Source organism: Sulfurovum sp. (assembly GCF_036568385.1).
Lineage (GTDB): Bacteria > Campylobacterota > Campylobacteria > Campylobacterales > Sulfurovaceae > Sulfurovum.
In genome coordinates this window covers 22877-46832 of the sequence record NZ_DATCSP010000049.1, presented here as the reverse complement: position 1 = coordinate 46832, position 23956 = coordinate 22877, and the positions used below count along the sequence as shown (strand labels likewise).

25 protein-coding genes and 1 tRNA gene are annotated in these 23956 nt (G+C 46.8%); 17 read left to right on the top strand and 9 right to left on the bottom strand.

The window, feature by feature from the left end; genetic code table 11:
* Window positions 1-34: 34 nt before the first annotated feature.
* The 6 genes from VIM88_RS05570 (at window position 35) to VIM88_RS05545 (ending at window position 7339) form a co-directional block, all read left to right on the top strand.
* Window positions 35-1429 carry an aldehyde dehydrogenase family protein gene (locus tag VIM88_RS05570; protein WP_331861894.1) on the top strand — a complete coding sequence of 465 codons (1395 nt, stop codon included), beginning with the start codon at window positions 35-37 and terminating at the stop codon, window positions 1427-1429.
* A 94-nt stretch (window positions 1430-1523) separates the two neighbouring features.
* Window positions 1524-1599, top strand: a tRNA-Arg gene (locus tag VIM88_RS05565).
* Between the two features lie 143 nt (window positions 1600-1742).
* Window positions 1743-2060, top strand: coding sequence for a hypothetical protein (locus tag VIM88_RS05560; RefSeq protein ID WP_331861938.1), 318 nt, complete (start codon window positions 1743-1745; stop codon window positions 2058-2060).
* A 59-nt stretch (window positions 2061-2119) separates the two neighbouring features.
* On the top strand, window positions 2120-4939 hold the full coding sequence (locus tag VIM88_RS05555) for a helicase-related protein (protein ID WP_331861893.1): 2820 nt from the start codon (window positions 2120-2122) through the stop codon (window positions 4937-4939).
* A gap of 42 nt (window positions 4940-4981) precedes the next feature.
* Window positions 4982-5929: an RluA family pseudouridine synthase gene (locus tag VIM88_RS05550; protein ID WP_331861892.1), complete on the top strand. Its 948-nt coding sequence runs from the start codon at window positions 4982-4984 to the stop codon at window positions 5927-5929.
* 48 nt (window positions 5930-5977) lie between these two features.
* A complete protein-coding gene (locus VIM88_RS05545; protein WP_331861891.1) occupies window positions 5978-7339 on the top strand; it encodes a DEAD/DEAH box helicase in 1362 nt (453 codons plus the stop codon).
* Window positions 7340-7342: 3 nt separating this feature from the next.
* Here the strand turns inward: VIM88_RS05545 and VIM88_RS05540 are convergent, their stop codons facing one another.
* Both VIM88_RS05540 and VIM88_RS05535 read right to left on the bottom strand, forming a co-directional pair.
* A complete protein-coding gene (locus VIM88_RS05540; protein ID WP_331861890.1) occupies window positions 7343-8089 on the bottom strand; it encodes an endonuclease/exonuclease/phosphatase family protein in 747 nt (248 codons plus the stop codon).
* Window positions 8089-9513: a phospholipase D-like domain-containing protein gene (locus VIM88_RS05535; RefSeq protein ID WP_331861889.1), complete on the bottom strand. Its 1425-nt coding sequence runs from the start codon at window positions 9511-9513 to the stop codon at window positions 8089-8091. Before VIM88_RS05535 ends, VIM88_RS05540 begins: the two co-directional genes overlap by 1 nt.
* Before the next feature lie 82 nt (window positions 9514-9595).
* On the opposite strand from VIM88_RS05535, the gene VIM88_RS05530 reads away from it, so the two are divergent.
* The gene (locus VIM88_RS05530; RefSeq protein WP_331861888.1) at window positions 9596-10378 is read left to right on the top strand and encodes a patatin-like phospholipase family protein; all 783 of its coding nucleotides are present in this window, start codon (window positions 9596-9598) and stop codon (window positions 10376-10378) included.
* Here VIM88_RS05530 and VIM88_RS05525 read toward each other — a convergent pair.
* Complete coding sequence (locus VIM88_RS05525; RefSeq protein ID WP_331861887.1) at window positions 10375-11043, bottom strand: Hsp20/alpha crystallin family protein; 669 nt, start codon at window positions 11041-11043, stop codon at window positions 10375-10377. The two genes, VIM88_RS05530 and VIM88_RS05525, sit on opposite strands and share 4 nt — an antisense overlap.
* Before the next feature lie 160 nt (window positions 11044-11203).
* On the opposite strand from VIM88_RS05525, the gene VIM88_RS05520 reads away from it, so the two are divergent.
* The 7 genes from VIM88_RS05520 (at window position 11204) to VIM88_RS05490 (ending at window position 17360) form a co-directional block, all read left to right on the top strand.
* On the top strand, window positions 11204-12373 hold the full coding sequence (locus tag VIM88_RS05520; protein ID WP_331861886.1) for a DUF819 domain-containing protein: 1170 nt from the start codon (window positions 11204-11206) through the stop codon (window positions 12371-12373).
* Between the two features lie 154 nt (window positions 12374-12527).
* Entirely contained in the window at window positions 12528-13475 is a 948-nt protein-coding gene (locus tag VIM88_RS05515; RefSeq protein ID WP_331861885.1) for an alpha/beta hydrolase, read from the top strand.
* Window positions 13476-13487: 12 nt separating this feature from the next.
* Entirely contained in the window at window positions 13488-14555 is a 1068-nt protein-coding gene (locus VIM88_RS05510) for a dipeptide epimerase (RefSeq protein WP_331861884.1), read from the top strand.
* 104 nt (window positions 14556-14659) lie between these two features.
* Window positions 14660-15589, top strand: a complete 930-nt coding sequence (locus VIM88_RS05505) for a metal ABC transporter solute-binding protein, Zn/Mn family (RefSeq protein WP_331861883.1) — start codon at window positions 14660-14662, stop codon at window positions 15587-15589.
* Window position 15590: 1 nt separating this feature from the next.
* Complete coding sequence (locus VIM88_RS05500) at window positions 15591-16379, top strand: ABC transporter ATP-binding protein (RefSeq protein ID WP_331861882.1); 789 nt, start codon at window positions 15591-15593, stop codon at window positions 16377-16379.
* Window positions 16376-17176 (top strand): metal ABC transporter permease, encoded by an 801-nt coding sequence (locus VIM88_RS05495; protein WP_331861937.1) that lies wholly within the window; start codon window positions 16376-16378, stop codon window positions 17174-17176. The genes VIM88_RS05500 and VIM88_RS05495 overlap by 4 nt, the downstream gene beginning before the upstream one ends.
* 1 nt (window position 17177) lies before the next feature.
* Entirely contained in the window at window positions 17178-17360 is a 183-nt protein-coding gene (locus VIM88_RS05490; RefSeq protein ID WP_331861881.1) for a hypothetical protein, read from the top strand.
* Window positions 17361-17378: 18 nt separating this feature from the next.
* Here VIM88_RS05490 and VIM88_RS05485 read toward each other — a convergent pair whose 3' ends face one another.
* From VIM88_RS05485 to VIM88_RS05470, 4 genes are all read right to left on the bottom strand, one after another.
* Window positions 17379-18464 (bottom strand): SO_0444 family Cu/Zn efflux transporter, encoded by a 1086-nt coding sequence (locus VIM88_RS05485; RefSeq protein WP_331861880.1) that lies wholly within the window; start codon window positions 18462-18464, stop codon window positions 17379-17381.
* A 204-nt stretch (window positions 18465-18668) separates the two neighbouring features.
* Complete coding sequence (locus VIM88_RS05480; protein WP_331861879.1) at window positions 18669-19073, bottom strand: arsenate reductase ArsC; 405 nt, start codon at window positions 19071-19073, stop codon at window positions 18669-18671.
* The gene (locus tag VIM88_RS05475) at window positions 19070-19393 is read right to left on the bottom strand and encodes a metalloregulator ArsR/SmtB family transcription factor (protein ID WP_331861878.1); all 324 of its coding nucleotides are present in this window, start codon (window positions 19391-19393) and stop codon (window positions 19070-19072) included. The genes VIM88_RS05480 and VIM88_RS05475 overlap by 4 nt, the downstream gene beginning before the upstream one ends.
* Window positions 19394-19396: 3 nt before the next feature.
* Window positions 19397-19852 (bottom strand): ArsI/CadI family heavy metal resistance metalloenzyme, encoded by a 456-nt coding sequence (locus tag VIM88_RS05470; RefSeq protein ID WP_331861877.1) that lies wholly within the window; start codon window positions 19850-19852, stop codon window positions 19397-19399.
* Window positions 19853-19976: 124 nt separating this feature from the next.
* Here VIM88_RS05470 and VIM88_RS05465 point away from each other — a divergent pair, with 124 nt between their 5' ends.
* From VIM88_RS05465 to VIM88_RS05455, 3 genes are all read left to right on the top strand, one after another.
* Window positions 19977-21239 (top strand): arsenic transporter, encoded by a 1263-nt coding sequence (locus VIM88_RS05465; protein ID WP_331861876.1) that lies wholly within the window; start codon window positions 19977-19979, stop codon window positions 21237-21239.
* Between the two features lie 42 nt (window positions 21240-21281).
* A complete protein-coding gene (locus VIM88_RS05460; RefSeq protein WP_331861875.1) occupies window positions 21282-21734 on the top strand; it encodes a rhodanese-like domain-containing protein in 453 nt (150 codons plus the stop codon).
* Window positions 21735-21834: 100 nt separating this feature from the next.
* A complete protein-coding gene (locus tag VIM88_RS05455) occupies window positions 21835-22236 on the top strand; it encodes a hemerythrin domain-containing protein (protein ID WP_331861874.1) in 402 nt (133 codons plus the stop codon).
* Between the two features lie 61 nt (window positions 22237-22297).
* Here the strand turns inward: VIM88_RS05455 and VIM88_RS05450 are convergent, their stop codons facing one another.
* Both VIM88_RS05450 and VIM88_RS05445 read right to left on the bottom strand, forming a co-directional pair.
* On the bottom strand, window positions 22298-22870 hold the full coding sequence (locus VIM88_RS05450) for a DUF3365 domain-containing protein (RefSeq protein WP_331861873.1): 573 nt from the start codon (window positions 22868-22870) through the stop codon (window positions 22298-22300).
* Window positions 22871-22909: 39 nt separating this feature from the next.
* A complete protein-coding gene (locus VIM88_RS05445) occupies window positions 22910-23824 on the bottom strand; it encodes a class I SAM-dependent methyltransferase (protein WP_331861872.1) in 915 nt (304 codons plus the stop codon).
* Window positions 23825-23956: the final 132 nt, after the last annotated feature.

Below are 23956 nucleotides of genomic sequence, written 5' to 3'. Positions count from 1 at the left end.
TACAGAAGGTTCAATTTAAATTTGGAGGATAATCATGGAAACTATTACTGTTACATCGCCTTATGACGGGCGTCATTTACAAGACCTGACACTGATGAGCAAACAGGATGTTGATGCGGCACTCGACCTTGCTCGGGAAGTGTATGAGGACCAAAGCAAATGGCTTCCCAAATACGAACGTGTCGCTATCCTGGAAAGAACCGTGGAGATCATGACCTCACGTATCGAAGAGTTGACCAGGATTGCTGCCAGCGAAGGCGGGAAACCGTATATGGATTCAAAGGTTGAAGTAGAGCGTGCCATTAACGGGGTCAAACTTGCCATAGAGCACATGGGGGTGTTTGAAGGTAAAGAGATAGCCATGGGACATACCAAAAGTTCTGCGAACCGCATGGCCTACACGATGAAAGAGCCTATCGGTGTCGTAGCGGCTATTTCTGCTTTCAACCATCCTTTAAATCTCTGTGTACACCAAACGGTGCCTGCCATTGCGGTTGGCTCGCCGGTGATCATCAAACCCTCTCTGCTGACCCCGATGTCGACACTGAACTTTGTGGATATTCTGTATGAAGCAGGTCTTCCCAAGGCATGGTGCCAGGTCCTCATAGGCGAAATACCTGAGAGCGAATACCTCGCGACCCATGAGAAGATAGACTACCTGACCTTTATCGGTTCGGCCCCGGTAGGCTGGTATCTGAACTCAAAGGTATCTCCGGGTACACGTGTCGGGCTGGAACATGGAGGGGTGGCACCTGTCATCGTCGAGCCGGATGCGGATATTGATGATCTCATCCCTGCCTTGGCCAAAGGTGCATTTTACCATGCGGGGCAGGTGTGTGTTTCGGTGCAGCGTATCTATGTGCATGAGAGCATCGCTGAAGAGGTTACCGAACGTCTCAGTGCTGCAGCCCAAAAGATGGTGGTGGGTGATCCGCTCGATCCGAAGACAGAGATCGGGCCGATCATCAGCCATAAGGAAGTGGACCGCATAGATACCTGGGTAAAAGAAGCGGTAGATGGCGGTGCTACGCTGCTATGTGGGGGTGAAAAAATAGGAGAGAGCTGTTATGCGGCAACGATCCTGCTCAATCCTCCGAAAGATGCCAAGGTAAGCACCAAAGAGGTCTTCGGGCCGGTGGCATGCATCTACAGCTATAAAGATGTCGAAGAGGCTTTTGACGCCGCAAACAGCCTCGAAGTCTCATTCCAGGCTTCTGTCTTCACCAAAAACATAGATATGGCGCTTCACGCTGTCAGACGTCTGAACGGCACCACTGTGATGGTCAATGACCATACGGCGTTCAGAGTGGACTGGATGCCGTTTGGCGGGGCCAAAGCTTCAGGGCTTGGTCTGGGAGGTATCCCCTACTCTATGGAAGAGATGAGCAAAGACAAGCTGATGGTCATCAAGTCAAACGTACTGCAGTAAAATATACAAAACCTCCCCGGGAAATGCTTCTTCAGCATTTCCCTTAGATAGATTTATCTATTTCATGTTAGACTTCCGTAACTATTACTACTGCGTCCTCATCGCTTAACAGGATAAAGCAGGGCCCTCCTAAGGCCTAGCTCGAGGTTCGAGTCCTCGTGGGGATACCATCTATCATCTTTATAACACATATCACATCATCACTTGATCACCCTACTGAGCGGAAAATATGACAATATGACATCTTTTTAGCGACTTTCTATATAATAGACTATGATACACCTATACAAAGAAGGAGTGAATGGTGGACGGTATGATAAAAGTGATGTACACGGTCATGTGTAAAAATGATGTCAATGAAACGCTGAGTCTGGCTGATATACTGGCGAATGACAAAGTGCAAAAGACCATTAAGAGCGAGTTTGCCAAGGGACTCAGAAACCTTGCTCTCTCTTGCAAAGAGGATACAGAGGTTTATATGAAAACAAGCAAGGTCGTGTATGAAATGACCGTCAGCAAAAATGATTTTGCAGACCTGGTGGTACTGGCGGAAGAGGATGCGCGTAAGCACAAACGTCTCAAAAAAGAGTGTGATGGGGTGGAACTCGTCGATATTTTAACCATCGACTAGAGACAAGGAACGATTTTTCATGCTATACTAAAGAAAAAGATAAAGAACAGCAAAATATTATGGCAAAGAAAAAGAAAAAATACCTTATAAAACTCAACAACAAAATACGAAACTATTTTAACGGACTGCCCTTTGACGAAGGAGTGGACACGCTGGACGAGGATAAACTGATAGAGCTTATCATGCTGCTGGAGATCACCCTTCCCTCACACACCAGAGAAGAGATGGTACGTGCACTCAGACGTGTATGGAGCGAAGGCGAAGCCAGATCGAGAGAAATGATAGTCTCGTACCTTACAAAGAGCTATAAAGCCATTCCTTACAGCGGGGATATCCATAAACGCCCTTTGGATAAAGTGGAAAAGATCCTTCAGCTCCTGGGGGATGTCCCCTACAGCAAGCATGAGGAAAATCTGCTGCTCGAAGCATTTATAGATGTGAAAAGTGCCAAGATCACCGAAGAGAAGGTCCTCAACAAGCTTGCCTACCTACGTATGAAAGAGAAGCTCCAGAGCCTGGAGAAGTCATTGGATGTGGAATTTAATTCGCTGAATGAAATGGAGTTTTACCACAGTTTCACGTTCGCGCTCAACAGCTTCGACTTCAATAAACTGCTTCTATGTACCACCAGTACCCTGCCGATGGATGAACTGTGGCATTTGAACGACGAAGAGATCGTCAGCAGACTCCAGGACATCAAAGCGCAGACCATCGAAAAGAAAGCCGCAGAGATCGAACATTTTCTCAGCCATATCAAAGAGACCGAACACCCCTATCTCAGTGAGGAAGAGATCAATGCCTCCCTTCGAAGCATGCCTCCGGAATCACTGCTCTTCCATGCGCCCATTGCGTTTGACACTATCGAAAGAATACTGACCGGCATCAGTGACAAATACGAGGTGTTTGAAAGTACGGACCATATCATGATAGAGAAGGAGAAGAACCATGAGCTTTTTGGTACGACCCTCTATTATATGACCTCGGTTTCGTACGAAAAACCTTTCATTTACAATCTCATATGGAGAGGAGAGGAACCTCCTGTCAAAGAAGATATCAACAGGGTCAATGATGACCTGCTCGAGCACTTCAGGGTCGCCATAGAGGATGTGCTCTATGAAATGCACGAAGAGAGCAGCAAGCTCGATATAGACGAAGAGACCTTCTATGAGTTCATCGTTCGTTTTATCGAGCCGCAGATACGTTCTTCGAGGGTACTGAAATTTAAAGAAAAAAGTAAACGGCGCATACTCTTCCATTTTGGAGAATACATCAGACCCCTGCTTGAGAAGCAGAAGCGTGAAGAGCTTCTGGCCAAGACCATCCGTGACTTTAAGAACCTTTTCCCTCTTGCGCGTGAGCTCAAACGCAAGATAATCTTCCATGTCGGTCCGACGAACTCAGGAAAAACCTATGCTGCGCTTAAAGCTTTGGAAGCTGCCGAAACAGGCTACTACCTCGCACCACTGCGTCTTCTTGCACTGGAGGGGTATGAAAACCTTAAAAGTGCCGGCGTAGGCGTCTCTCTGATCACGGGAGAGGAAGAGATCATAGACGAAGAATCCACCCATATCTCTTCTACGATAGAGATGATGAATACTTCTGTGGATGTTGATGTCTGTGTCATAGACGAGATCCAGATGATCAGTGACAGGGACAGAGGCTGGGCGTGGGCGAACGCACTGATAGGTGTACCGGCAAAAAAAGTGATACTCACAGGTTCCAGGGATGCGCTGCATGCCATAGAAGAGCTCTGTGACTATCTGGGAGAAGAGCTGGAGGTCATCCACTTCGAGCGTAAAAATGAACTGGTCATGTTAGACACCCCTACCTCATTGAAACAGATCAAACCGCAGACGGCGCTCGTGGCATTTTCCAGACGTGACGTGCTCTCCCTGAAACAGCAGCTCAGCGAAAAGTACTCTGTTTCAGTGGTTTACGGCAACCTCTCTCCCGAGGTCAGACGTGAGGAAGCAAGGCGTTTTAGGGAAGGTGAAAGCCAGATACTCGTTGCCACAGATGCCATAGCCATGGGACTGAACCTTCCCATCAGGACCCTGCTCTTCTCCAAAGACAACAAATTTGACGGCTTGCGCAGACGCGAACTGCTTCCTACGGAAGTACAGCAGATCTCAGGACGGGCAGGACGTTACGGTTTTGAGGAAAAAGGATATGTAGGCGCTTTGGATGAAAATGCACTGACCACCATCGCCGCTGCCTTTGACGCTCCGCTACCTGACATCAAACTCCCTGTCTCTGTAATGGCAAGTCTGGACCATGTCATGCTGATAGGAGAGATACTCGAAACAGAAAATATACTCGAGATCCTTGCCTTTTTTGCAGAGAACATGGAGTTTGAAGGTCCTTTTGTCGCAGCGAACATTGATGCGATGCTTGAGATCGCCGCGATCGTCAGCGAATATGATCTGGACCTTAAAACGCGTTTTTATCTCTCCTGTGCACCGGCAAGTATTTCGTCCCCTTACATAGAATCGGTATTTCACCGTTACATCCGCCAGATCGAAGCAGGTGGGAAAGTACTCTACATCCCTCCCCGCGACCTCCCTGCATTTGCACAGACGAACGACATGCTGCTCAATGCCGAGGACAGAGTAAGAGAGATCTCCCTCTATCTGTGGCTCTCCTTCAAATTTCCGGACATTTTTGAAGATACGGAGAAAGCCATCGCAGCCAGAGCGAGGTTGAACCAGTTCATAGAAAACTCGCTCAGACAGGGACACTTCACCAAAAAATGCCGAAGATGCGGAAAAGTACTGGACTTTTCCTACAGATTCTCCATTTGTGATGAGTGCCATGTTCAAAACAAAAGAGGATCGGGATCAGCAACGTACGGGGGATATAGAGGGCGTAAGAGAAGGTAGACGTCCGACTCCTACCTATGGTATAATGGCACCAATAATTAGATGATTTCTACTGTCAACGGGTCAGAAGAGATGAAAGCATGTCTCTCAAAGCAACACAGCAAGATCACTCCACAAAAAAGGGACCGGCCTATGGCAGAGAAATTCACAGTAAAAGACCAAAGCAAGCTTCTTGAGTTTCTTTTTGCACATCTTCAAGGCTGGTCCAAAAAAACCATCAAACAACGTTTGCAGGGCTCCAGTATCCGCGTGAATGGCGAGATCACTACCAAACATGATCTCCTTTTGCGACCGGGGGACATGGTGGAAGTGGGTGTCATCCAAAAAACTTCCACGCAGGCACAAACCATACAAAAATTAGAGATCCTCTACCAGGACAAAGATCTCATCGCTATCCATAAACCCTCGGGTCTTTTGTCTGTGGCCAACGCCACAGAGAACAAACAGCATGCGCTTGCCCTACTCAGAAATCAACTCTCACGCGGGAAAAAGGATGTGAAGCTGTGGCCTGTGCACAGGCTCGATAGAGAGACATCGGGTGTTCTGCTTTTTGCCACCTCCAAAGCAATGAGAGAAGCGGTGATGGACAAATGGAGTATCTCCGAGAAGGTCTACCTGGCGATAGTAGAAGGGTGTCCGAAAGAAACAACAGGTACCATTGATCAGCCGTTGAGACCGGATGAGAAAGAGTACCGTATGCATGTAGGCAGGCATCCTGAGGCCAAACATGCCGTGACACATTACAGCGTGAAACAAACCACTCCTGACAGGTCCCTGTTGGAGGTTAGCATAGAAACGGGGAGACAGCATCAGATACGTGCCCATTTGGCCTGGCTGGGACACAGCATCATCGGAGATGAACGCTATGGAACCAAGGGGGAGAGAATGGGACTGCATGCAAAAAAGCTGACCATTATCCACCCTGTCACTCAAAAACCCATGCGCTTTGAAAGTGATGCTCCCGAAGATTTTTACACGCTTTTGAACTAATACGCTATAATACGTACAAATATGCATCAAATACGATCAATCGTATAGTTGCCTGCTGAAGGTAACACCGCATTAGCGTCATTTTTTGGGCTTTGCCCGGGAAGCGTTTGCACCAAAGGAACTACCATCAAATCATTTGAACAACTCAATTTACACCCTGATATTTTAAAAGCCGTCAAGCACGCGAAGTACGAACAGACCACTGCCATACAAAATAAAGTGATACCCCTGGCACTCAAAGGTGTGGACCTGCTGGGCGCATCCAAGTCCGGGACAGGGAAGACCGCTGCCTATGTACTTCCCCTGCTCAACAAACTGAACAAGATCGTTAAAAAGGACCAGAAGGTCCTAAGAGCGCTGATCATCGTGCCTACCATCGAACTGGTGGATCAGGTTTCAAGAACGATCAGTGAACTCAGCAGATACCTGGACATCACCAATGTAAAGATACTGGGCGGCATACCCAAAAGTACCCAGCTCTCCCGGCTTTCGCAAGGCGCAGACATCGTTGTGGCAACGCCCGGCCGTTTGCAAAGTTTCATAGAGGACAAAAAGATCAACCTGGAACATATCAACACGGTCATACTGGATGAAGCCGACACCATGCTGGACCTTGGCTTCCTGGATGAGATCAAGACGATACTCAAGCACTGCAAACAACCCAGACAAATGATGATGTTCTCTGCGACCATTTCACAGAATATCAAAAAGCTCGGCAAAGAGTTCATGCGCGATGCTGCTGTCGTTGAAGTGAGCCAGAGACGGGATGTGGTCGACTTCATCGCACACCGTGCCTATAAAGTGGACAAAAAGAGGAAAGCGGAACTGCTGGTCAGACTCATTCAGGATATGGATATGGAGCAGGTGCTTTTGTTTGCCAGCAGCAAAGAATCTGCCAACCATATCTATGAATACCTCAAAGACCATCACATACGTACCTCCATCATACATGGGGACCTCACCAGAGGGGCCAGAGCAAAATCCCTGGCACTCTTAAAGAGCGGAAAGACACAGGTGTTGGTCGCTACGGATATCGCAGCACGCGGCATAGACATCAAAGAGCTTGCCATGGTCATCAACTACGACATGCCTGAAGGTACAGACGACTTTACCCACCGTGTAGGAAGAACCGGCAGGGCCAACCACAAAGGCTCGGTCATCTCTCTTCTGACCACCAAAGACTACAATGTTTTTTCAAAGATGGAGAGAGACCTGAAGCTCAATATCAAACGGGAGATCTATCCGGGATTTGAGCTGACAGACACACAGCCAAGGCAAAAACAGCCAAAGAAAAAATCACTGATCGAAAGAAAAGGCGGGTTTGACTACCATAAACAGAAAATACAGAAAAGAAGGGGACAGAACACACACCCTTCTGCCAATAAAAAACCCGCAAAAGGCAAGAAGTAGAACTTAACCTATCTTCCTGAACTCTGCAACCAGCGGATGGTGGTCAGAGACCTTATGGTATTTATGCAAAGAAAAGTTCATCAGTTCGACACCGCGGTAAAAGATGAAATCCAGATGGTTCCCCATAAAGGACTTTACCTTGTCTATCTGCTCGAACGGTACCGAAGTGAGTCCTAACGCTTCTCTGACCTCATGCAGCCTTCGCAGGCGTCTTTTATTCCAGCTGTTGAAATCGCCCGCGATGATCATCGGCCCCTCATGGTCCTTTATCAATTCCAAAAAGCGTTCGAGTTCTCTGTAGTAGTGTTTGTTCTCCCGGAAATTGATCGCATGGATATTGAGTATCAGGAGCGTGCCTCCATCTTCAAAATGGTACGTGCTTAACAGCAGACTCTTGTGAGGACCGATCAGACTCTCTCTTCCTTCAGAAAGATACGCCTGCGCGCTTTTGGACTCTACCCTGCTTGCAGACAGGACACCGTAGAACTCTCCGCGGATTTCCAAATTGGCGGCAGCATCAAAAGAGAAATCAGGCAGTATGAAGTGCTGGTCCTCTCTGAAGTTGGCTTCCTGAAAAAGCAAGAAATCGATCTGCTGTTCTTTGGTCAGTCTTTGCAGGAAAGGCTGAAAACCCGGATGTTTTGTATTTTGCTTGTAGACATTCCAGCAAAGCACGCCAAAGGTATCAGGCACAAAGAGGCTGCAGCTCAGACGACAGGAACGGTGCTGAAGGATGGAAGGTACGAACATCAGAGTAAAGGGGCAAAGACTTTCAGGATATTTTCCAGCGCTTCACGGCCCTTGGAAGGCTTTTGCATCCCCCTGCTTGAATCCTGCATCAAGGTGTTCATCCACCCTTCAATGCTCTCTATGAACTCAGAAGAATAGACAAAGCTTACCACTTCATAGTTAAGGAAAAGACTGCGGTTATCGAGATTGACCGACCCTACCATGCCTCCTATGTCATCAAAGAGTATGGCTTTGGCATGCAGCATTTCTCCTTCATACAGAACGACATCGGCACCCATCTCATCGAGTTCGCGCATATAGGAACTTCTTACCATATCTGCCAGGAGATGATCCGAATCTTTTGGCGTGATCAACTTCACATCCACACCTTTATGCTGTGCGATCACCAGTGCCTGTATGATATTTTCATCCGGTACGAAATAAGGAGTGACGATCCAGATACGCTCTTTGGCGTTATAGATGGCATTTAAAAGCGCTTCATAGAGTGCATCACTGGGAATATCCGGTCCTGAAGGGACCACCTGCACTACGCTTTCACCTTCATAGGCACCAGTGTACCGATGGGCATCTTTATCTTCTTCTTTGCTTGCATAGCCCCAGTCATTGTGGAAAATGTGATAAAAATGATCTACCGAAGGCCCTTTCAGACAGTACAAAAGGTCCTGCCAGCGTTTGCTACCGTCTTTCTCTCCCATATAGTCATTACTGAGATTCATGCCCCCGCTTAGCACGGTATCATGATCAAAAAGATAGATCTTCCGGTGATTTCTGAGATTGATATAGTTTTGGAACGGCCTTTTTAAAATGGGGGTAAAAAATGCCACTTCTCCCCCTGCTTCTTTCAATGCCTTGAAACCTTGTGGGTTCATATTTGCGCCAAAAGAACCTACGAGGTCCATAAGCAGTCTCACTTTAACTCCCTCTCTGGACCGCTTCGTTAAAGCATCGAGGATCTCTTTGGTCGTTCGGTCGAACTCAAAGATATAGGTGCAGATATAGATACTCTGCTTTGCATCATCGATCTCCTTGAGTATGCGATGGTAGGCTTCGGTATCGTCAGTGATCAGTTCAAAGGTATTTCCTTTCGTTGCCAAAGGAATACCGTTCTTATTCAAAATATTCTGAAAAGCATGATGGGGATCATCCAGCTGAAAAGGAAGATGTTCAGGAACCTGGCCAAACGTGACATACCCTTTTTTGTGTTTCGATTCACGTTTGCGTATACCGATGATAAAATAGAGCGGCGCGACTACGAAAGGAAAAAGGAAAATGGCCAGCATCCATGAGATCATGCTGGTGGGGGAGCGTTTCTGATAGAGCATATGGCTCAAGGCAGAGAAGACAAAAATACCCGTAAGGATGACCAAAAAGTAGGTACTTATGAATTGTAAAGGCGTCACGTCGATGGGAAACTCCTCTGTCACAATACTTTCTACATTGATTATAACATAAATGGGAAACGAAAAATCACACGCATGTCAAAAAGAGTTACGTTATAATGCTTTCATGATCAAGGAATTACAAGACAAAAATTTCACACTGGTGCTCTCAGGCGGCGGTGCACTGGGCATTGCGCATTTGGGTGTGCTGCATGATCTTGAGAAAGCCCACCTGGTACCTGACGAGATCGTCGGTACCAGTATGGGAGGCATCATCGGTGCCTGTCTGTCCATAGGGATGAAAGAAAAAGAGATCTACGGGCATATCAAACGTTTTGCGGATGTTTTTAGCTGGGTCAAGTTCTCTTTCTCGGGCAATGCGGTGATAGACAATGCAAAGGTGGCCAAAATATTCGATGGTATCTTCCAGGACAGAAAAATGAAAGAGACGGACATACCGCTCAAACTGATCGCCACCAACCTGCATAACGGTGATAAAAAAGTATTTGACGCCTCCGATGATGTCACCATCACAGAGGCCTTGCTCTGTACGATGGCGATACCGGGCATATTCAAGGAACATACGATCAGCGCAGACACCTATGGTGATGGCTTTCTTTGTGAAAATCTGGGTGTCACTGAGGCCACGTTCGATACCATTCTTGCCGTCGATGTCCAGGGGAAAAATGCTTTCGACAGTTCCTTGCCGGACAACTTTTTCAAAACGGTCAATGTGCTGGAAATGTTTGAAAAATCCATCAGGCTGCTAATTTATAACCAGACGAAAACGAACCTCTCCCATCTGCAGGATCAAATATACCTCATAGAGCCAGAAACCAAAGCGTACAAGACCTTTCAGTTTCACAAATATGAAGAGATACGTGCGTTGGGGCTTGGATTACTCTCCTAGACATGTGAACTGGTGTGCGGTACCACCACTTTCGTTCGATTGTTCTCTTTTTTCCCATTGGTCTCTTTTGTTTCCTCTTTTTCAGGTACCTTCTGCACTGGCGGGGATACCTCTTGCTTCTCTTCTTTCAAAGCAGGATATTTAAGATGCTTCTTTTTCTGCAGTGTCAGGACAAGCACACCGTTTTGATATTCACTTTTTAAACTGCTCGGGTCTGCATCCTCGGGCAGGGTCTCACTGCGCTGTACCATACTGACGAAACGCTGCTGCGTTTTTCTATCTGCCTGCTCTGTTTGGTTTACCCTGTCCACCTTTGCTTTGAAATGCAATATTCCCTCTTCTATCGAAATATCGATCTGGTTATTTTTGCCTTCGGGAATCTGCGTATTGTATTCATAGTAGGTACCCTTATCGACCAGTGTGCTCCGGTTTAGACCTCTGTCATCGGGTATCAGACGCGTTCCTGGCGGATAGTTCCACTGCTTCGTACGTTCTTCCATCCGTTGATGCATACGCTCAAAGATCTTATCCATTTCCTTTTGCATCTGATACATCTCTTTAAAGATCTCATCTCCGAACGGATCCGCCGAAAAAGGATCTTCAGCCTGAAGTGCGCTCACTGCCAGTAGAGGCAGGATCAAAAAAGATATTTTTTTGCTGAACATGCTCTGCTCCTTAGTGTAAAATTCTGTCAGTCATTTTTTGAAAAAAATTATAAAAAATGTTGGTTAATCGATTTTTAACAATCCTCTTTCTTATCTCTTGTAATACGCTATAATACCCCCATATGGGCAATTAATATATTATATAATATCAAGGAAGAGGATGATAGAGAACGGAGCACTGTATGTCACTGTACTGGCCTTGACCGCGTTGGCTATCGTCTTTCTGGAAAAACGGACACAGGCGAAACTTTTCAAGTACCTGCCTGCCATTGTCATCCTCTATTTTGCTGTCATGCTGATGTCCACCTTGGGTGTATGGCAAAAAAGCGAGCCGGTGAACGCTGCCTACACCTTGCTGAAATCCAACCTCCTACCTGCGATGATCTTCCTGATGCTGCTCTCTGCCGATATGCGGGAGATCTTGAAACTCGGTAAGAGAATGCTGCTGACCTTCTTTCTGGCATCATTGAGCATTGCCATAGGTTTCATCGGCATGTTTACCCTCTTCCACAGCTATTTTGAACCCGGTGCATGGAAGCCTTTTACCGCACTTTCAGGCTCTTGGATGGGCGGTACCGGAAATATGGTCGCGATACAGGGCGCGCTGGACCTGCCCGACTCTGCCATGGGGTATACCCTGCTGATAGACTCCATAGACTACGCCATCTGGGTGATGATACTTTTGGCTCTTGTTCCTTTTGCCAACACATTCAATCTCTGGAGCAGAGCCGATACTTCGGTCATAGACGAGGTGGGCAAAAGGCTGGCACTGAAAGAAAGGCATCAAAAGCCCCTAAGTTTTGTTTCCCTCTTCCTTCTGCTCATCTCCGCCCTGATCATCTCCCGTTTGGCACAGTATGGCGCAGACTATCTCCCTGTGACATCCTTTCTCACCGCTACCACCTGGGTCGTCATCCTTGCGACGCTTGCAGGAATACTCTTTGCGATGACCCCTTTGGCAAAACTGTCGGGAAGCGCGCTGCTGGGGAACATGATGCTCTATCTCATCGTTGCGCTGATCGCTTCACGTGCGAACTTTACAGAACTGACAGAGGCACCGCTCTACATCCTGGCCGGATTTGTCATCATAGCGATCCATCTAGCCATCATGGTACTCTTTGCCAGACTCTTCAGGCTGGACCTCTTCTCTCTGGGTGTCGCCTCTTTAGCCAATATAGGCGGCGTAGCCTCTGCCCCTATCCTCGCCTCTGCCTACTCAAAGGCGCTCATCCCCATAGGTGTACTGATGGCGATGATGGGATACATCGTAGGGACCTTTGGCGGTCTGATGGTGGGAAAAGTGTTGGAGATGATCGCAGGAGTTTCATAGCAGACGTTAACCCAAGGCAATAGTATGTCATCTTGACAGACTTTTATCAATAAACAGATACAAAAGTGGTCCGCTGATTTTGATTTTGTACAATATTTGAGATATGATGTTCATTGAATATATTGCAGGGCTGATACACACTTGAGAGGATTCTATGCAACGATCATTTCTGACCATCTCATCAAAAACTTCGTATGAAAAAGATCTCCGCATACACTATATGGAAGAAAAACCCGACAATCCAAAAGGATTGATGATCTTCCTGCATGGATTTTCCCAATATTGGTATGTCTGGAAGCCCTATCTCAGCCATTTTTCAAAAGAGGGTTTTCATGTCGTCGCGCCTGATATGCGTGGATTTAACGATTCTGACAAACCCCATGCAAGATCATCCTATGAAATGAAATATCTGATGAACGATGTACTGGAGCTTATACATCATTTCGGGTATGAAAAAGCCATCGTTGTCGGACATGATTGGGGCGGTTCGGTTGTATGGGAACTTGCGGAACACTACTCTGAAAAGATCGATGCAGCCATCGTTATCAACTCACCGCACCGTGGCAGCTATGCTGCTAATATACGAAAAAATCCCCTCCTCAATCTCAGGCAGATGCTTAGATCCTGGTATATTTATTTTTTTCAACTTCCGCTGCTTCCGGAATGGGCGATGCGCTGCTGCAACTTCGCATGGCTGGAACACAACTTCCGTTCATGGGCAAGAAAAAAAGATGCCTTCAGTAACGAAGACATTGAGCATTACAAGGCTGCATTAAGAAAGCCAGGAGCACTGACAAGCAGCATAAACTACTACCGTGCCAATACATTCGGAGAATTCGGTATGGGCGTAGTGCGTGCTGCTATGGGCAGGAAACAATTCGGAAAAATTCCTGTTCCTTCCCTGTTGCTCTGGGGTGACCAAGATCCACCGTTGGATCGACGTCTCACTGACAATATGGAGATATTTTTTACCGGTACCTTCAAGTCAGTACATATCAGTGATGCCTCACATTGGATATTGCATGAACATTTTGAGCGTGTCTGCAAAGAAATAGAAAGCTTTATAGATCGTACAAATATCAATATAAATAAAGATCTTTAGATACAATACAATATGAAAATAGCCAACATACGAACCGCCACCTTAAAAGCCCCGCTTAAAACTCCTTTCATCACCTCTTTGCGGCGTGTAGATACTCTTGAAGACCTTGTGGTGATCATCGAATGCGATGATGGTTCTGTAGGGTACGGTGAAGGTGCACCTACCCCTGTCATCACAGGTGAGACCATGGGGTCCATGATCTCTGCCATCGAATATCTCAAGCCTTTCATCCTGGGTCTTGAGATCGGGGAGTTCGATACTATATTAAATAATATACATGCCCGGATCCTTAAAAACACCACCGCCAAATCCGCACTGGAAATAGCCCTCTACGACCTGAAGGCCAAGGCTGCCAAACAGCCTCTTTATCAAATGCTGGGCGGGGCAAAAAGAGCGTTCCGCACCGACATCACGATCAGTATGGGTGCCATAGACAAGATGATCTCAGACAGCCTGAATGCCGTGAGACTTGGCTATGACACGCTGAAGATCAAAATAGGCGATGACCCAAAAAAAGATATAGAACGTGTCGTCGCCATCCACCATGCACTGGATCCCCATATAGCCTTGAGGCTTGATGCCAATCAGGGATGGACAGCCAAAGAGAGCGTCACACTCCTGCATGCTCTGGAAAAACAGGGCATCATCGCCGAGTTCATAGAACAGCCTGTCCCCGCAGAGGACATAGAGGGGCTCAAATACATCAAAGAGAGGGTGCAGACTCCCCTGCTTGCGGATGAGTCGATCTTTTCGGTCAAAGATGCCAGAAGAGTCCTTGAGATGCAGGCCGTAGACTATGTCAACATCAAACTCGCAAAAACCGCAGGTATCACACAGGCACTGGAACTGGCCGATCTTTCCAAGGAATTCGGGGTCAAATGCATGATAGGCTGCATGCTGGAAGGTCCCATTTCTGTTGCTGCCGGTGTTCATGTGGCTTCCGCCAAAGCGGATGTCATCACGATGCTTGACCTCGATGCAGTAAGCCTCCTGGCATCTCATCCGGCCAAGACATCCATCGTCTTCAATGAAAGCGAGATCATACTTTCTGAAGATGATGGAGTGGGCGTATCCTTTTAACACGGTCCATCACGCTCCAGATACGATCTGTACTACCTGTTGATGATAAAAAATATTTAGGATACATAGTCCATCTATCATTACACTTGCGCTATAATATCTGCATGAAAAAAATTACACTTATCTTCTTACTAACAACCGGCTATGTCTTCTCAAACATCAACGCTGTGGTCAGCATCCTGCCTGAACAGACATTTGTCAAGGCCATCGGAGGCGACAAGGTCAATGTATCGCTGATGGTACAGCCCGGAAACTCACCGCATAACTATGAACCAAAGCCCTCTCAGATGGTGGACATCACCAAGGCGGATCTCTACTTTGCTATCGATGTAGAGTTCGAAGCGGTTTGGCTGCCCAAGTTCCAAGACCTGAATCCGAGAATGCAGGTCATCGATCTTGCAGACCACATTACCAAAATGCAGATGCAGGTACAACACTGTGAGGAGTCCAAAGCAGAGCATGAGGAGCATCACGGGGAAGAAGAACATCATGAAGAAGATGCGGATGAGGCACATCATGGTGAAGATGCACATGCGCATGACCATAAGGGAGAAGATCCGCATATCTGGACCGCTCCCGCGAACGTGAAGATCATCGCAGAGAATATCTATAAAGCCCTGATACAAAAAGACCCGGAGAACAAAGCGTACTATCAAAAAAATCTGGAGCTCTTTTTGGCTTCCGTCGATGAAACAGACAGAAAGATCAAACATATCCTCTCTTCTGTAGCCGACGGAGAAAGTTTTATGGTATTCCACCCCTCCTGGGGATACTTTGCCAAAGCCTATCATCTCACACAGATAGCTGTGGAGGTGGAAGGGAAAGAGCCTAAACCCAAAGAACTGATACACTTGCTGAAAGAGGCAAAAGAAGAGAAGGTCAAAGCCATCTTTACACAGCCGGAGTTTTCAGACACTACGGCCACGGTCATCGCCAAAGAGCTGCAGATCCCTGTGGTAAAAGTGAGCCCGCTGGCGCCGAACTGGTCTGAAAACCTGATAAACATTGCCAATGCCATAGCAGGCAAAAACTAGCATGTCTGTCATAGAGGTAAAAGATCTTTCATTTGCTTACGACAAGCAGATGATCCTGGAAGACATTAATCTGACCGTAGAGGAAAAAGATTTTTTAGCGATCATCGGTCCCAACGGCGGAGGCAAATCGACCCTGATAAAACTTATCCTGGGTATGTACAGAGTTAAAAAAGGCAGCATCTCTGTACTGGGTAAAGAACCGTCCAAAAGTCTTTCCTATATAGGCTATGTGCCTCAGAACACCAACATCAATACGGATTTCCCTATCAAGGTCATCGAAGTGGTGATGATGGGGCATGTAGAAGGGAAAAGACCTCTCTTTGGCTATGGCAAAGATGAAATGAACTGTGCCATGGGTGCCCTTGCACAGGTAGGAATGGAGCAGTTTGCACAGACAAAGATAGGTGCACTCTCAGGCGGGCAGCGCCAAAGGGTGATGATCGCACGTGCGCTCTGTGCCCACCCGAAGATACTGATACTCGATGAACCGACCTCCAGCATCGACCAGACGGGACAGAAAGAGATCTATGAACTGCTGAAAGTACTGAATCGGAACATCACGGTCATTGTGGTCAGTCATGATATATCGGTCATCCTGCAATATGCGAACAAAGCGGCCCATGTCAATAAAATACTCGCTTACCACGATATATCTGACAAGAAACATACGTTCCATACCCACGATGAGGATGAGCATTTCTGTGAAGTGGAACTGCTTCAAATGCTCAGTGCCGAGAACTGCAATACCTGTGAAGAGGAAGAAACGGTCAAATGGAGGGCGGTGAAATGATCGAAGCCTTACAGTTCGAATTTATGCAGCATGCCCTTCTTGCAGGCTTGCTTGTCAGTTTTGCTGCCGGTATCATCGGATCGCTGATCGTAGTGAACCGCATGGTATTTTTGGCAGGAGGCATTGCCCATACCTCTTACGGCGGGATCGGTCTTGCAGTCTTTTTCGGACTTCCGATCTTCCTGGGTGCGTCGATATTTGCCGTGGGGGCTGCCCTGCTGATAGCGGCACTTACCCTGAAGAAACGTCACCGTATCGATACCTTTATCGGACTTATCTGGGCTGTCGGGATGGCCATCGGGGTGATCTTCGTGGACCTTACACCCGGATACAATGTCGACCTTATGAGCTACCTTTTTGGCTCCATTTTGGCGGTAACGACCGAAGACCTCTACTTCATGGGGTTCCTGCTGGCCCTGATACTCTTTGTCATCACCTTCTGGTACAGAGATATACTCGCCGTCTCGTATGACAGCGAGTACGCAGCGCTGCGCAATGTCAATGTAAGATTTTTCTATACACTGATACTGATACTCTCTGCACTGACGGTCGTCATCGCCATCAAGGTCGTCGGACTCATTCTGGTCATCGCCATGCTTACCATCCCTGTTTATATCGCGGAGAAACTTTCCACTTCTCTTTTTTCGATGATGTTCCTTTCCGGAGCCATAGCGACACTCTTTACTCTTGGTGGGCTGTGGTTCTCCTATACCTATGATCTGACCTCCGGAGCCTCTATCATTATCGTATCCGCTGTGTCGCTGGGTATTTTTTTGCTTTTCAATAAAGGAAACTGATATGAAAATCTTTGGTCTGTCTATGCTTCTAATGCTTGTATTATCAGCCTGCACTCCCAGGGTCGGTGTAGGTATAGGCGGAGTAGCTGTATCAGGAAATGAGGCGGCTGCGACTGGATTGTATGCGGACAGCGAAACAGGTGTCCATGGAAGTGTCTCCATGGGTACAACTATCGGACTTTAAACCCTTTGTCGTTCTTGTTTAGGCTTTTCGTCTAAGCAGCAGATACCCCACAAGCCCCCACAGTATCACAGAACTCACTATCGCCACAACGCCTGCTTCTTCATGCATATGGACCAACGAGGCAGGATCGATCTCAGAGGCGGAAAAAATGTAATCCAGTCCCAATCCGAACACGATGCTTCCCACCACGATACTCCCCAGATAGATAGCAAGCGAGCGTGTTCCAAGCATTTTCTTCACCACGCCTATCGTCACCGTATTGGTTGCCGGGCCTGCAGAGAGAAATACAAAGGCCGCCCCTGCACTCACCCCAGAAAGCATCAGTCCCGCAGCGATAGGCAAAGAGGCCGTCGCACAGACATACATCGGCACCGCAATGGCTATCACGATAAGATAGGAGAGCCACGAATACTCGATCAGGATTTCACTGAAACTTTGGGGGATCGCTACCGTGATCAAGGCACCGATGATCAATCCCCATAAAAGCGGCTTGGCAATGTCACCCAAGAGGGTAACGAACGCATAGCGTAAAGCACTGGTGAGCCAAAAGCTTTTTGCTTCTGTTGCACAGCATGAAGCTGCGGTGCTGCAGCAGCTTTCACCTGTTTCTTCTTTTTTCTGCATGGAAAAAGCAGGAGAGAAGGCAGTGGAAGCTTTCACTGCTGAAAATGCTGGTGTTTCAACTCTTTCCTCTTTATCAAAAAGGTTGGCCAAAATACCTGACACCATCGCTATGATCATGGAGGTGATCACGCGGTAAATGGTAAATACCCATCCAAATATCCCGTAGGTCGCCAAAATGGAGTCTACTCCCGTGATCGGTGTAGAGATCAGGAATGAAAGCGTCGAGCCTTTGCTGGCCCCGCTCTTTTTGATGCTTGTCGCCAAAGGGATCACCCCGCATGAACACACAGGCAGAGGGATGCCGAAGAGTGTGGCTTTGATGACAGAGAATATATTGCTTTTGCCTAAATGTCTGGTGACAAGGGTATCTGGTACGAATTCATGCAAAATACCCGCAAAAAGCAGACCGAAAAGTATGTAGGGAGCCATCGCATTGCTCAGCTCTATCAGTGCGGTGAAAAATTCAGTGAGGTATTCCATGGAGATCCTTCAAATATTCGTATTACAGCCATATGCCAATAGACGGAACCCTCTGAATCATCAAAGAGATCCAACCATTTTGAAGTATTGTAACACTTAAAGATGAAATCAAGGTTTTTAAGCTATTTTCCCAAGGAGAATGGCATCAAAGATACTTTTTGACCACTTGGTCTTTTTATCTATTCATCAGACTTCATACCAAATTCAGCAAAGCTCCTCTTTGATGACAGGCAGCAGCTCTTTTTCGATCAGATCGAGCGTCTTTTCATACTCTTCTACTGCCTTGCCGCTCGGATCTTCAAACCCTACGTGTATCGTCTTTACCGCTTTAGGGAACATAGGGCATGTCTCATTGGCATGGTCGCATACGGTGACGACAAGATCAAATGGCGTATCCAGCACGGTTTCGATGACCTTTGAGTGATAGTCATCTCTCCAGTAGCCTTTTGACTCCAACAGTGCCTGGGCATGCGGGTTTACTTTGCCGCTTGCTTTGACACCTGAACTCTGGGCAACGACACAGTCACCAAGCTTGGCATTGATCAGTGCCTCTGCCATGATGGAACGGCAGCTGTTTCCCGTACATAAGATCAATACATTTTTTTTCATACTTTACATCCCCCGGTTTGTGATATTTTGTTCAAAGCAGGAAGTTCGATATCCAGACAACGGATCTCTTCCAATGCTTCACTGCGAAAGCGGTCCAAGGGTGTTCTGATGGAGTAATAGGCCCAGGTCCCTTTACGCTCCACCCGTAAAAATCCTGCATCCTTCAGGATCTTAAGGTGACGTGAGAGGCGCGACTGCAGCATATCGAAAGATGACTGCATGTCACATACGCAGGTTTCCCCGTAGGTATCAAGAAAACGCAGGATCTTTACTCTGGTTTCGTCATTCAGTGCCGCAACACTTTTTAAGAAAATATCCATGATCTAGCAGCTTTTATCTGTTGACCACTGTCCCTTTGCACTGAAAGAGGGTTCGCAGCATCCGGTCCCCCCGGTAAAGCTGTCTCCTCCAAAAACCTCTACCTGCTCCATCGTGTGGTAATTTTCCCAGATAATACCTTCAGGATCCTGCACCCAATACTTGTTGGATCTTGCATAGCAGCATACGGCCTCTTTTTGTTTTTCTCCTGAAACACCGGCAGCCTGAAGTCTATCTTCAAGCTCCTGTACTGCTTCGTCACTGTCCACCTGCAGACCTAAATGGTTCAGACCTTTTTTATCCCTGCCGGAAGATATCGCCATATTTACAGCAGGATCATTTACGAGCCATTGTGCATAATCCTCTTTGCGTTTTGTAGGCTCCATGCCAAAAAGCGCCGTATAAAACTTTATACTTTTCTCCAGATCCTCTACTGAAATATGTATATGCAACCTCTTCATAATGTTCTCCATCTCTTTAAAATTTAGAAAATTGTAGCAGGTTTTCATCATTAAATCAAGATATCTTTATATATTTATTTGATTTTCGCTATAGTTCTACAAATTTGTTCATTGGGAGTTTAGTATGTTTTTAGCAGTTTCGGTCTTTTTGGTCACCCTGATCTTTGTGATATGGCAGCCTAAAGGACTTCAGATCGGTACCACGGCAGTGATAGGAGCGATCATCGCACTGATAGCCGGTGTGGTCAGCTATACGGATGTTTTTACAGTGATTGACATTGTATGGGATGCGACCCTGGCATTCATCGGGATCATCATTCTTTCGATGGTACTGGACCAGATAGGTTTTTTTGAGTGGGCAGCGATAAAGATGGCAAAGCTCTCTAAAGGCAGCGGCAACAGGATGTTCGTCTATATCCTTCTTTTGGGAGCGCTGGTTGCGGCATTCTTTGCCAATGACGGTGCGGCACTGATCCTCACCCCTATCCTGCTTGCAAAGATGAAATACCTCAAAATGGATCCGCTGGCTATTTTCGCCTTTTTGATGGCGGGAGGGTTTATAGGCGACAGTGCATCCAATCCCCTGGTCATTTCCAACCTGACCAATATCGTCACAGTCGGATATTTTGATATCGGTTTTGTCGAATATGCAAAAAATATGTTTTTACCCAACCTATTGTCGATCTTCGCTTCCATTGCCGTGCTGTGGATCTATTTCCGAAAAGACATCCCTTTAAAGGTCGATGTCACTGCGCTGCCCGAAGCCTCTTCGGTCATCAAGAACCAAACGATGTTCAAGCTCTCCTGGTTCTTTTTGGCGCTCCTGATGATCGGCTACTTTGTCGGTGACCTTTACAATCTTCCTGTTTCCGTTTTTGCGTTAGGCGGAGCGCTGATCTTTCTGGCTATCGCGACACATTTCAAAGCAACAAAGCCCATCATGACCATCAAAGCTGCACCGTGGCAGGTGGTGTGGTTCAGTATCGGGCTCTATGTCGTGGTCTACGGACTGAAAAATGCCGGCCTGACAGAGGTGATCGCCTCATGGATCACCGGTCTCAACACACAGGGAACGGCTGTGGCAGTGATAGGAACCGGTTTTTTATCCGCATTCATCAGTTCCGTGATGAACAATATGCCGACGATCATGATCATGGATATCGCGATCGACCATGTGGGGTATGTCGGGAATGAAGCACTGGTCTATGCCAATATCCTGGGCTCGAACCTGGGACCCAAAATGACGCCTATCGGTTCGCTTGCTACCCTGCTCTGGCTGCATGTTCTCGCTCAAAAAGGGGTAAAGATAGGCTGGGGAGAATATATGAAGGTCGGGCTGGTCATCACGCCTCCTGTCTTGCTGGTAGCGCTTCTGGGACTGCTATAGACCAACATTGCACCAGTATGTGTACAAAAAAAGGAGACTAAAATGAAAAAAACCGTTTTACTGCTGCTGGGTAGCTGTATCACCCTGTTTGCCGAAACACAGGTACTCAGTCATGAGAGCTACTTAAGTGCCTTTGACTATGAAGAGCGAAAAGAGATGAAGATCAACAGTGTCGAGCTTACGGTAATGCTTGAAGAAGGTACGGCACAGCTGGTGGATATACGTTTCAAGGAAGAGTATGAGGCATGGCATATGCCAGCTTCTATCAACATTCCTCTCAATGAGCTTCCCAAGCGCTACCATGAGCTTGACCGCTCCAAACTTATCGTAACGGCATGTCCCCACAAAGACAGAGCGATCATGGCACGCACCTTTTTAAAGCTCAAGGGCTACAATACAAGATATCTTGTAGATGGTCTCATAGGTCTTGCAGAGTTTTTAAGAGGCGATAATGCAAAAGAGTTCATTCAGGAGTATCAAAAAACAAAGCAGTAGCTGCTTGAGGAGAGGCAATGCGCTAAAAAAACATCGATTGACTTTTATCAATACAACTTGAAAGATTTCAAGCTATAATCATATATTATAAGGAGGAATCATGCTTATCAAACCAACAGATGTACAACAGGTTGCAAATCCGATGATGAATATGCTGCATTCGGAAGAGATCGAGATCGTAAACGATTTTCATGATGCGGTTTTGGCAAAAGATATGGAGAGGATCGAGGAGCTCTTCCCTGTGCTGCTCTATGATATCGAAGACCATTTCTCAACAGAAGAAGAGATGATGGAGGAGAGCAAGTTCTATGCGGCACAGATACATAAGTCCGAACATGACTCTATGCGAAAAAAAGTCAAAGAGCTGCATGAGAACTGGGAAAAGAACAAAGATCCTGAAGCGGTAAAAGACTTTTTGGAGGGCGATTTTAAAAGCTGGCTCGTGCTGCATGTCGCCAGATGGGATGCCGAGACCGCGATGCACCTGGGTGACTCGATCTAGGGCTGCCTCTAGATGCCAAGGTGACGCTTTGATAAAGCGGCACCTTGGCATAGCTAGCAGATCAACGTTTTTTGATCTCAGAGACGATGACACCTCTGAAGGCACCCAATGTGTATTGCGTTGCATTATCCTCGGGATAGGATGTCTGGATCGCTGTCTGTATCTCAGGTGAGATGTTCTCTCCATGACACTTTAGACAGGCTGCTTCTGCGATCAATGGTTTATAGTAGCGTGTGCCTTCTTCGGTCTCCACTTTTGTGATCATCGTGGCTGCCGCGCTTTTGTTCCTGAACGACGCTTCGATCTCTTTCATCACCTCGATATCTTTCGCATCAGGCTTGTTGATGCTGTTTCTTGTCCTGAGCGACGTTCTTCTTACTTTCGCGTGGTCCGGAAGCTGTGTATTGACCTCGTCAGTGATACGCTGTGCCTCCGCGGTACAAAATCCGATGGCACTCATGCCGCTTGGATCCGCCTGAAGCTGTGATTTGAGCTGACTCTTCAGTGTGCCGCCAAGCATCTTGATGTACTTGATGCCTTCTTGTGTTTCACTTAGCGCCTGCGTACCATGGGCCTGTGACGCATAGATACCTGCTGTACAGAGTAAAGATGTAATGCATAGTTTTAATTTCATATCGATACCTTTGTGTGTTTGTGCTATGTTTAATTCTACTCAAATAATCTTTGTGGCAGTTAAAAAAATGTACTGCTTTCCTGTCAGTGTGACCCGGTACTTCTTCTGCTGCAAATATTTTTTACAGAACATGACATCATTAAAAAGCAGCGACATTTCGGACATGGCATAATTTGGCGCCTTCGCACCGTATAGCATCTCTCCCCCCACCCATCTGGAGTTGGGAAAGCCCAGGATCACTGCAGCGTCATTTTCCAGACAGTTCTGGACCAGTGACATGAAGAACGGTTTGAAATGGATACCCGGGCTTTGCAGTGTACCGATGCTTATCAGCAGATCAAACCTTCCGAGGTTCAAACTCTCAAGGTCATTGATGTCGTGCACATAAAAATGTACATGCGCTTCCGGAAAACGCTCTTCGGCATACGCGATAGCCGTTCCGGAATGGTCCACACCTACCAGTTCCGTCTTTTCGTAGCTCTCTTCGTCCAGGGTATTTTTGATCACAGCAAACTCATCCCCTTTGTTGATGCCAAGGTTCAGGATACGTCTTCTCTGGTTGAGTTTGGCATTCTTCAAGGCCTGGGTGTAGTAGTAAAGAAAAGCGGGTTCCTCCATCTTGCGTATCTGAGAAAAATGGGAAGCTGTACCATATTTTTCCTCTTTCATCCCCTCTGATCGTGTGTGGAAAGAGCTTTGTGTTTCCAGTTTCTTAAAGCGCATGGTCACCAAAGGATAGCTGCCTTTTTCAGGGGTCATCATTTTGCATAGTAGGAGTTCCGCCAGGTCGGTCCATGACTTGTAGCTGCGACAGAGGTAGCTTGTACCCTCTATCTCTATGGTCTCACCTGCATACCCCTCTCCAAGGTCAGGATCAACTATCTCAAAACTGAAGTGTTCTCCCGCTTTGCATGCCTTTGCCTTTTCACTGAGTACGATAATGATATCTTGCATGGATTGTGTGCTGAACAGCAAAAAGGAACTCCCTGTCTGGAATATTATATTATTTAGTATTAAATTACTATCGGGTTTATCTTGAGGTATTTTAGCATAGTTGGTTAAAATGGGGGTTGCATTGGACCTTAC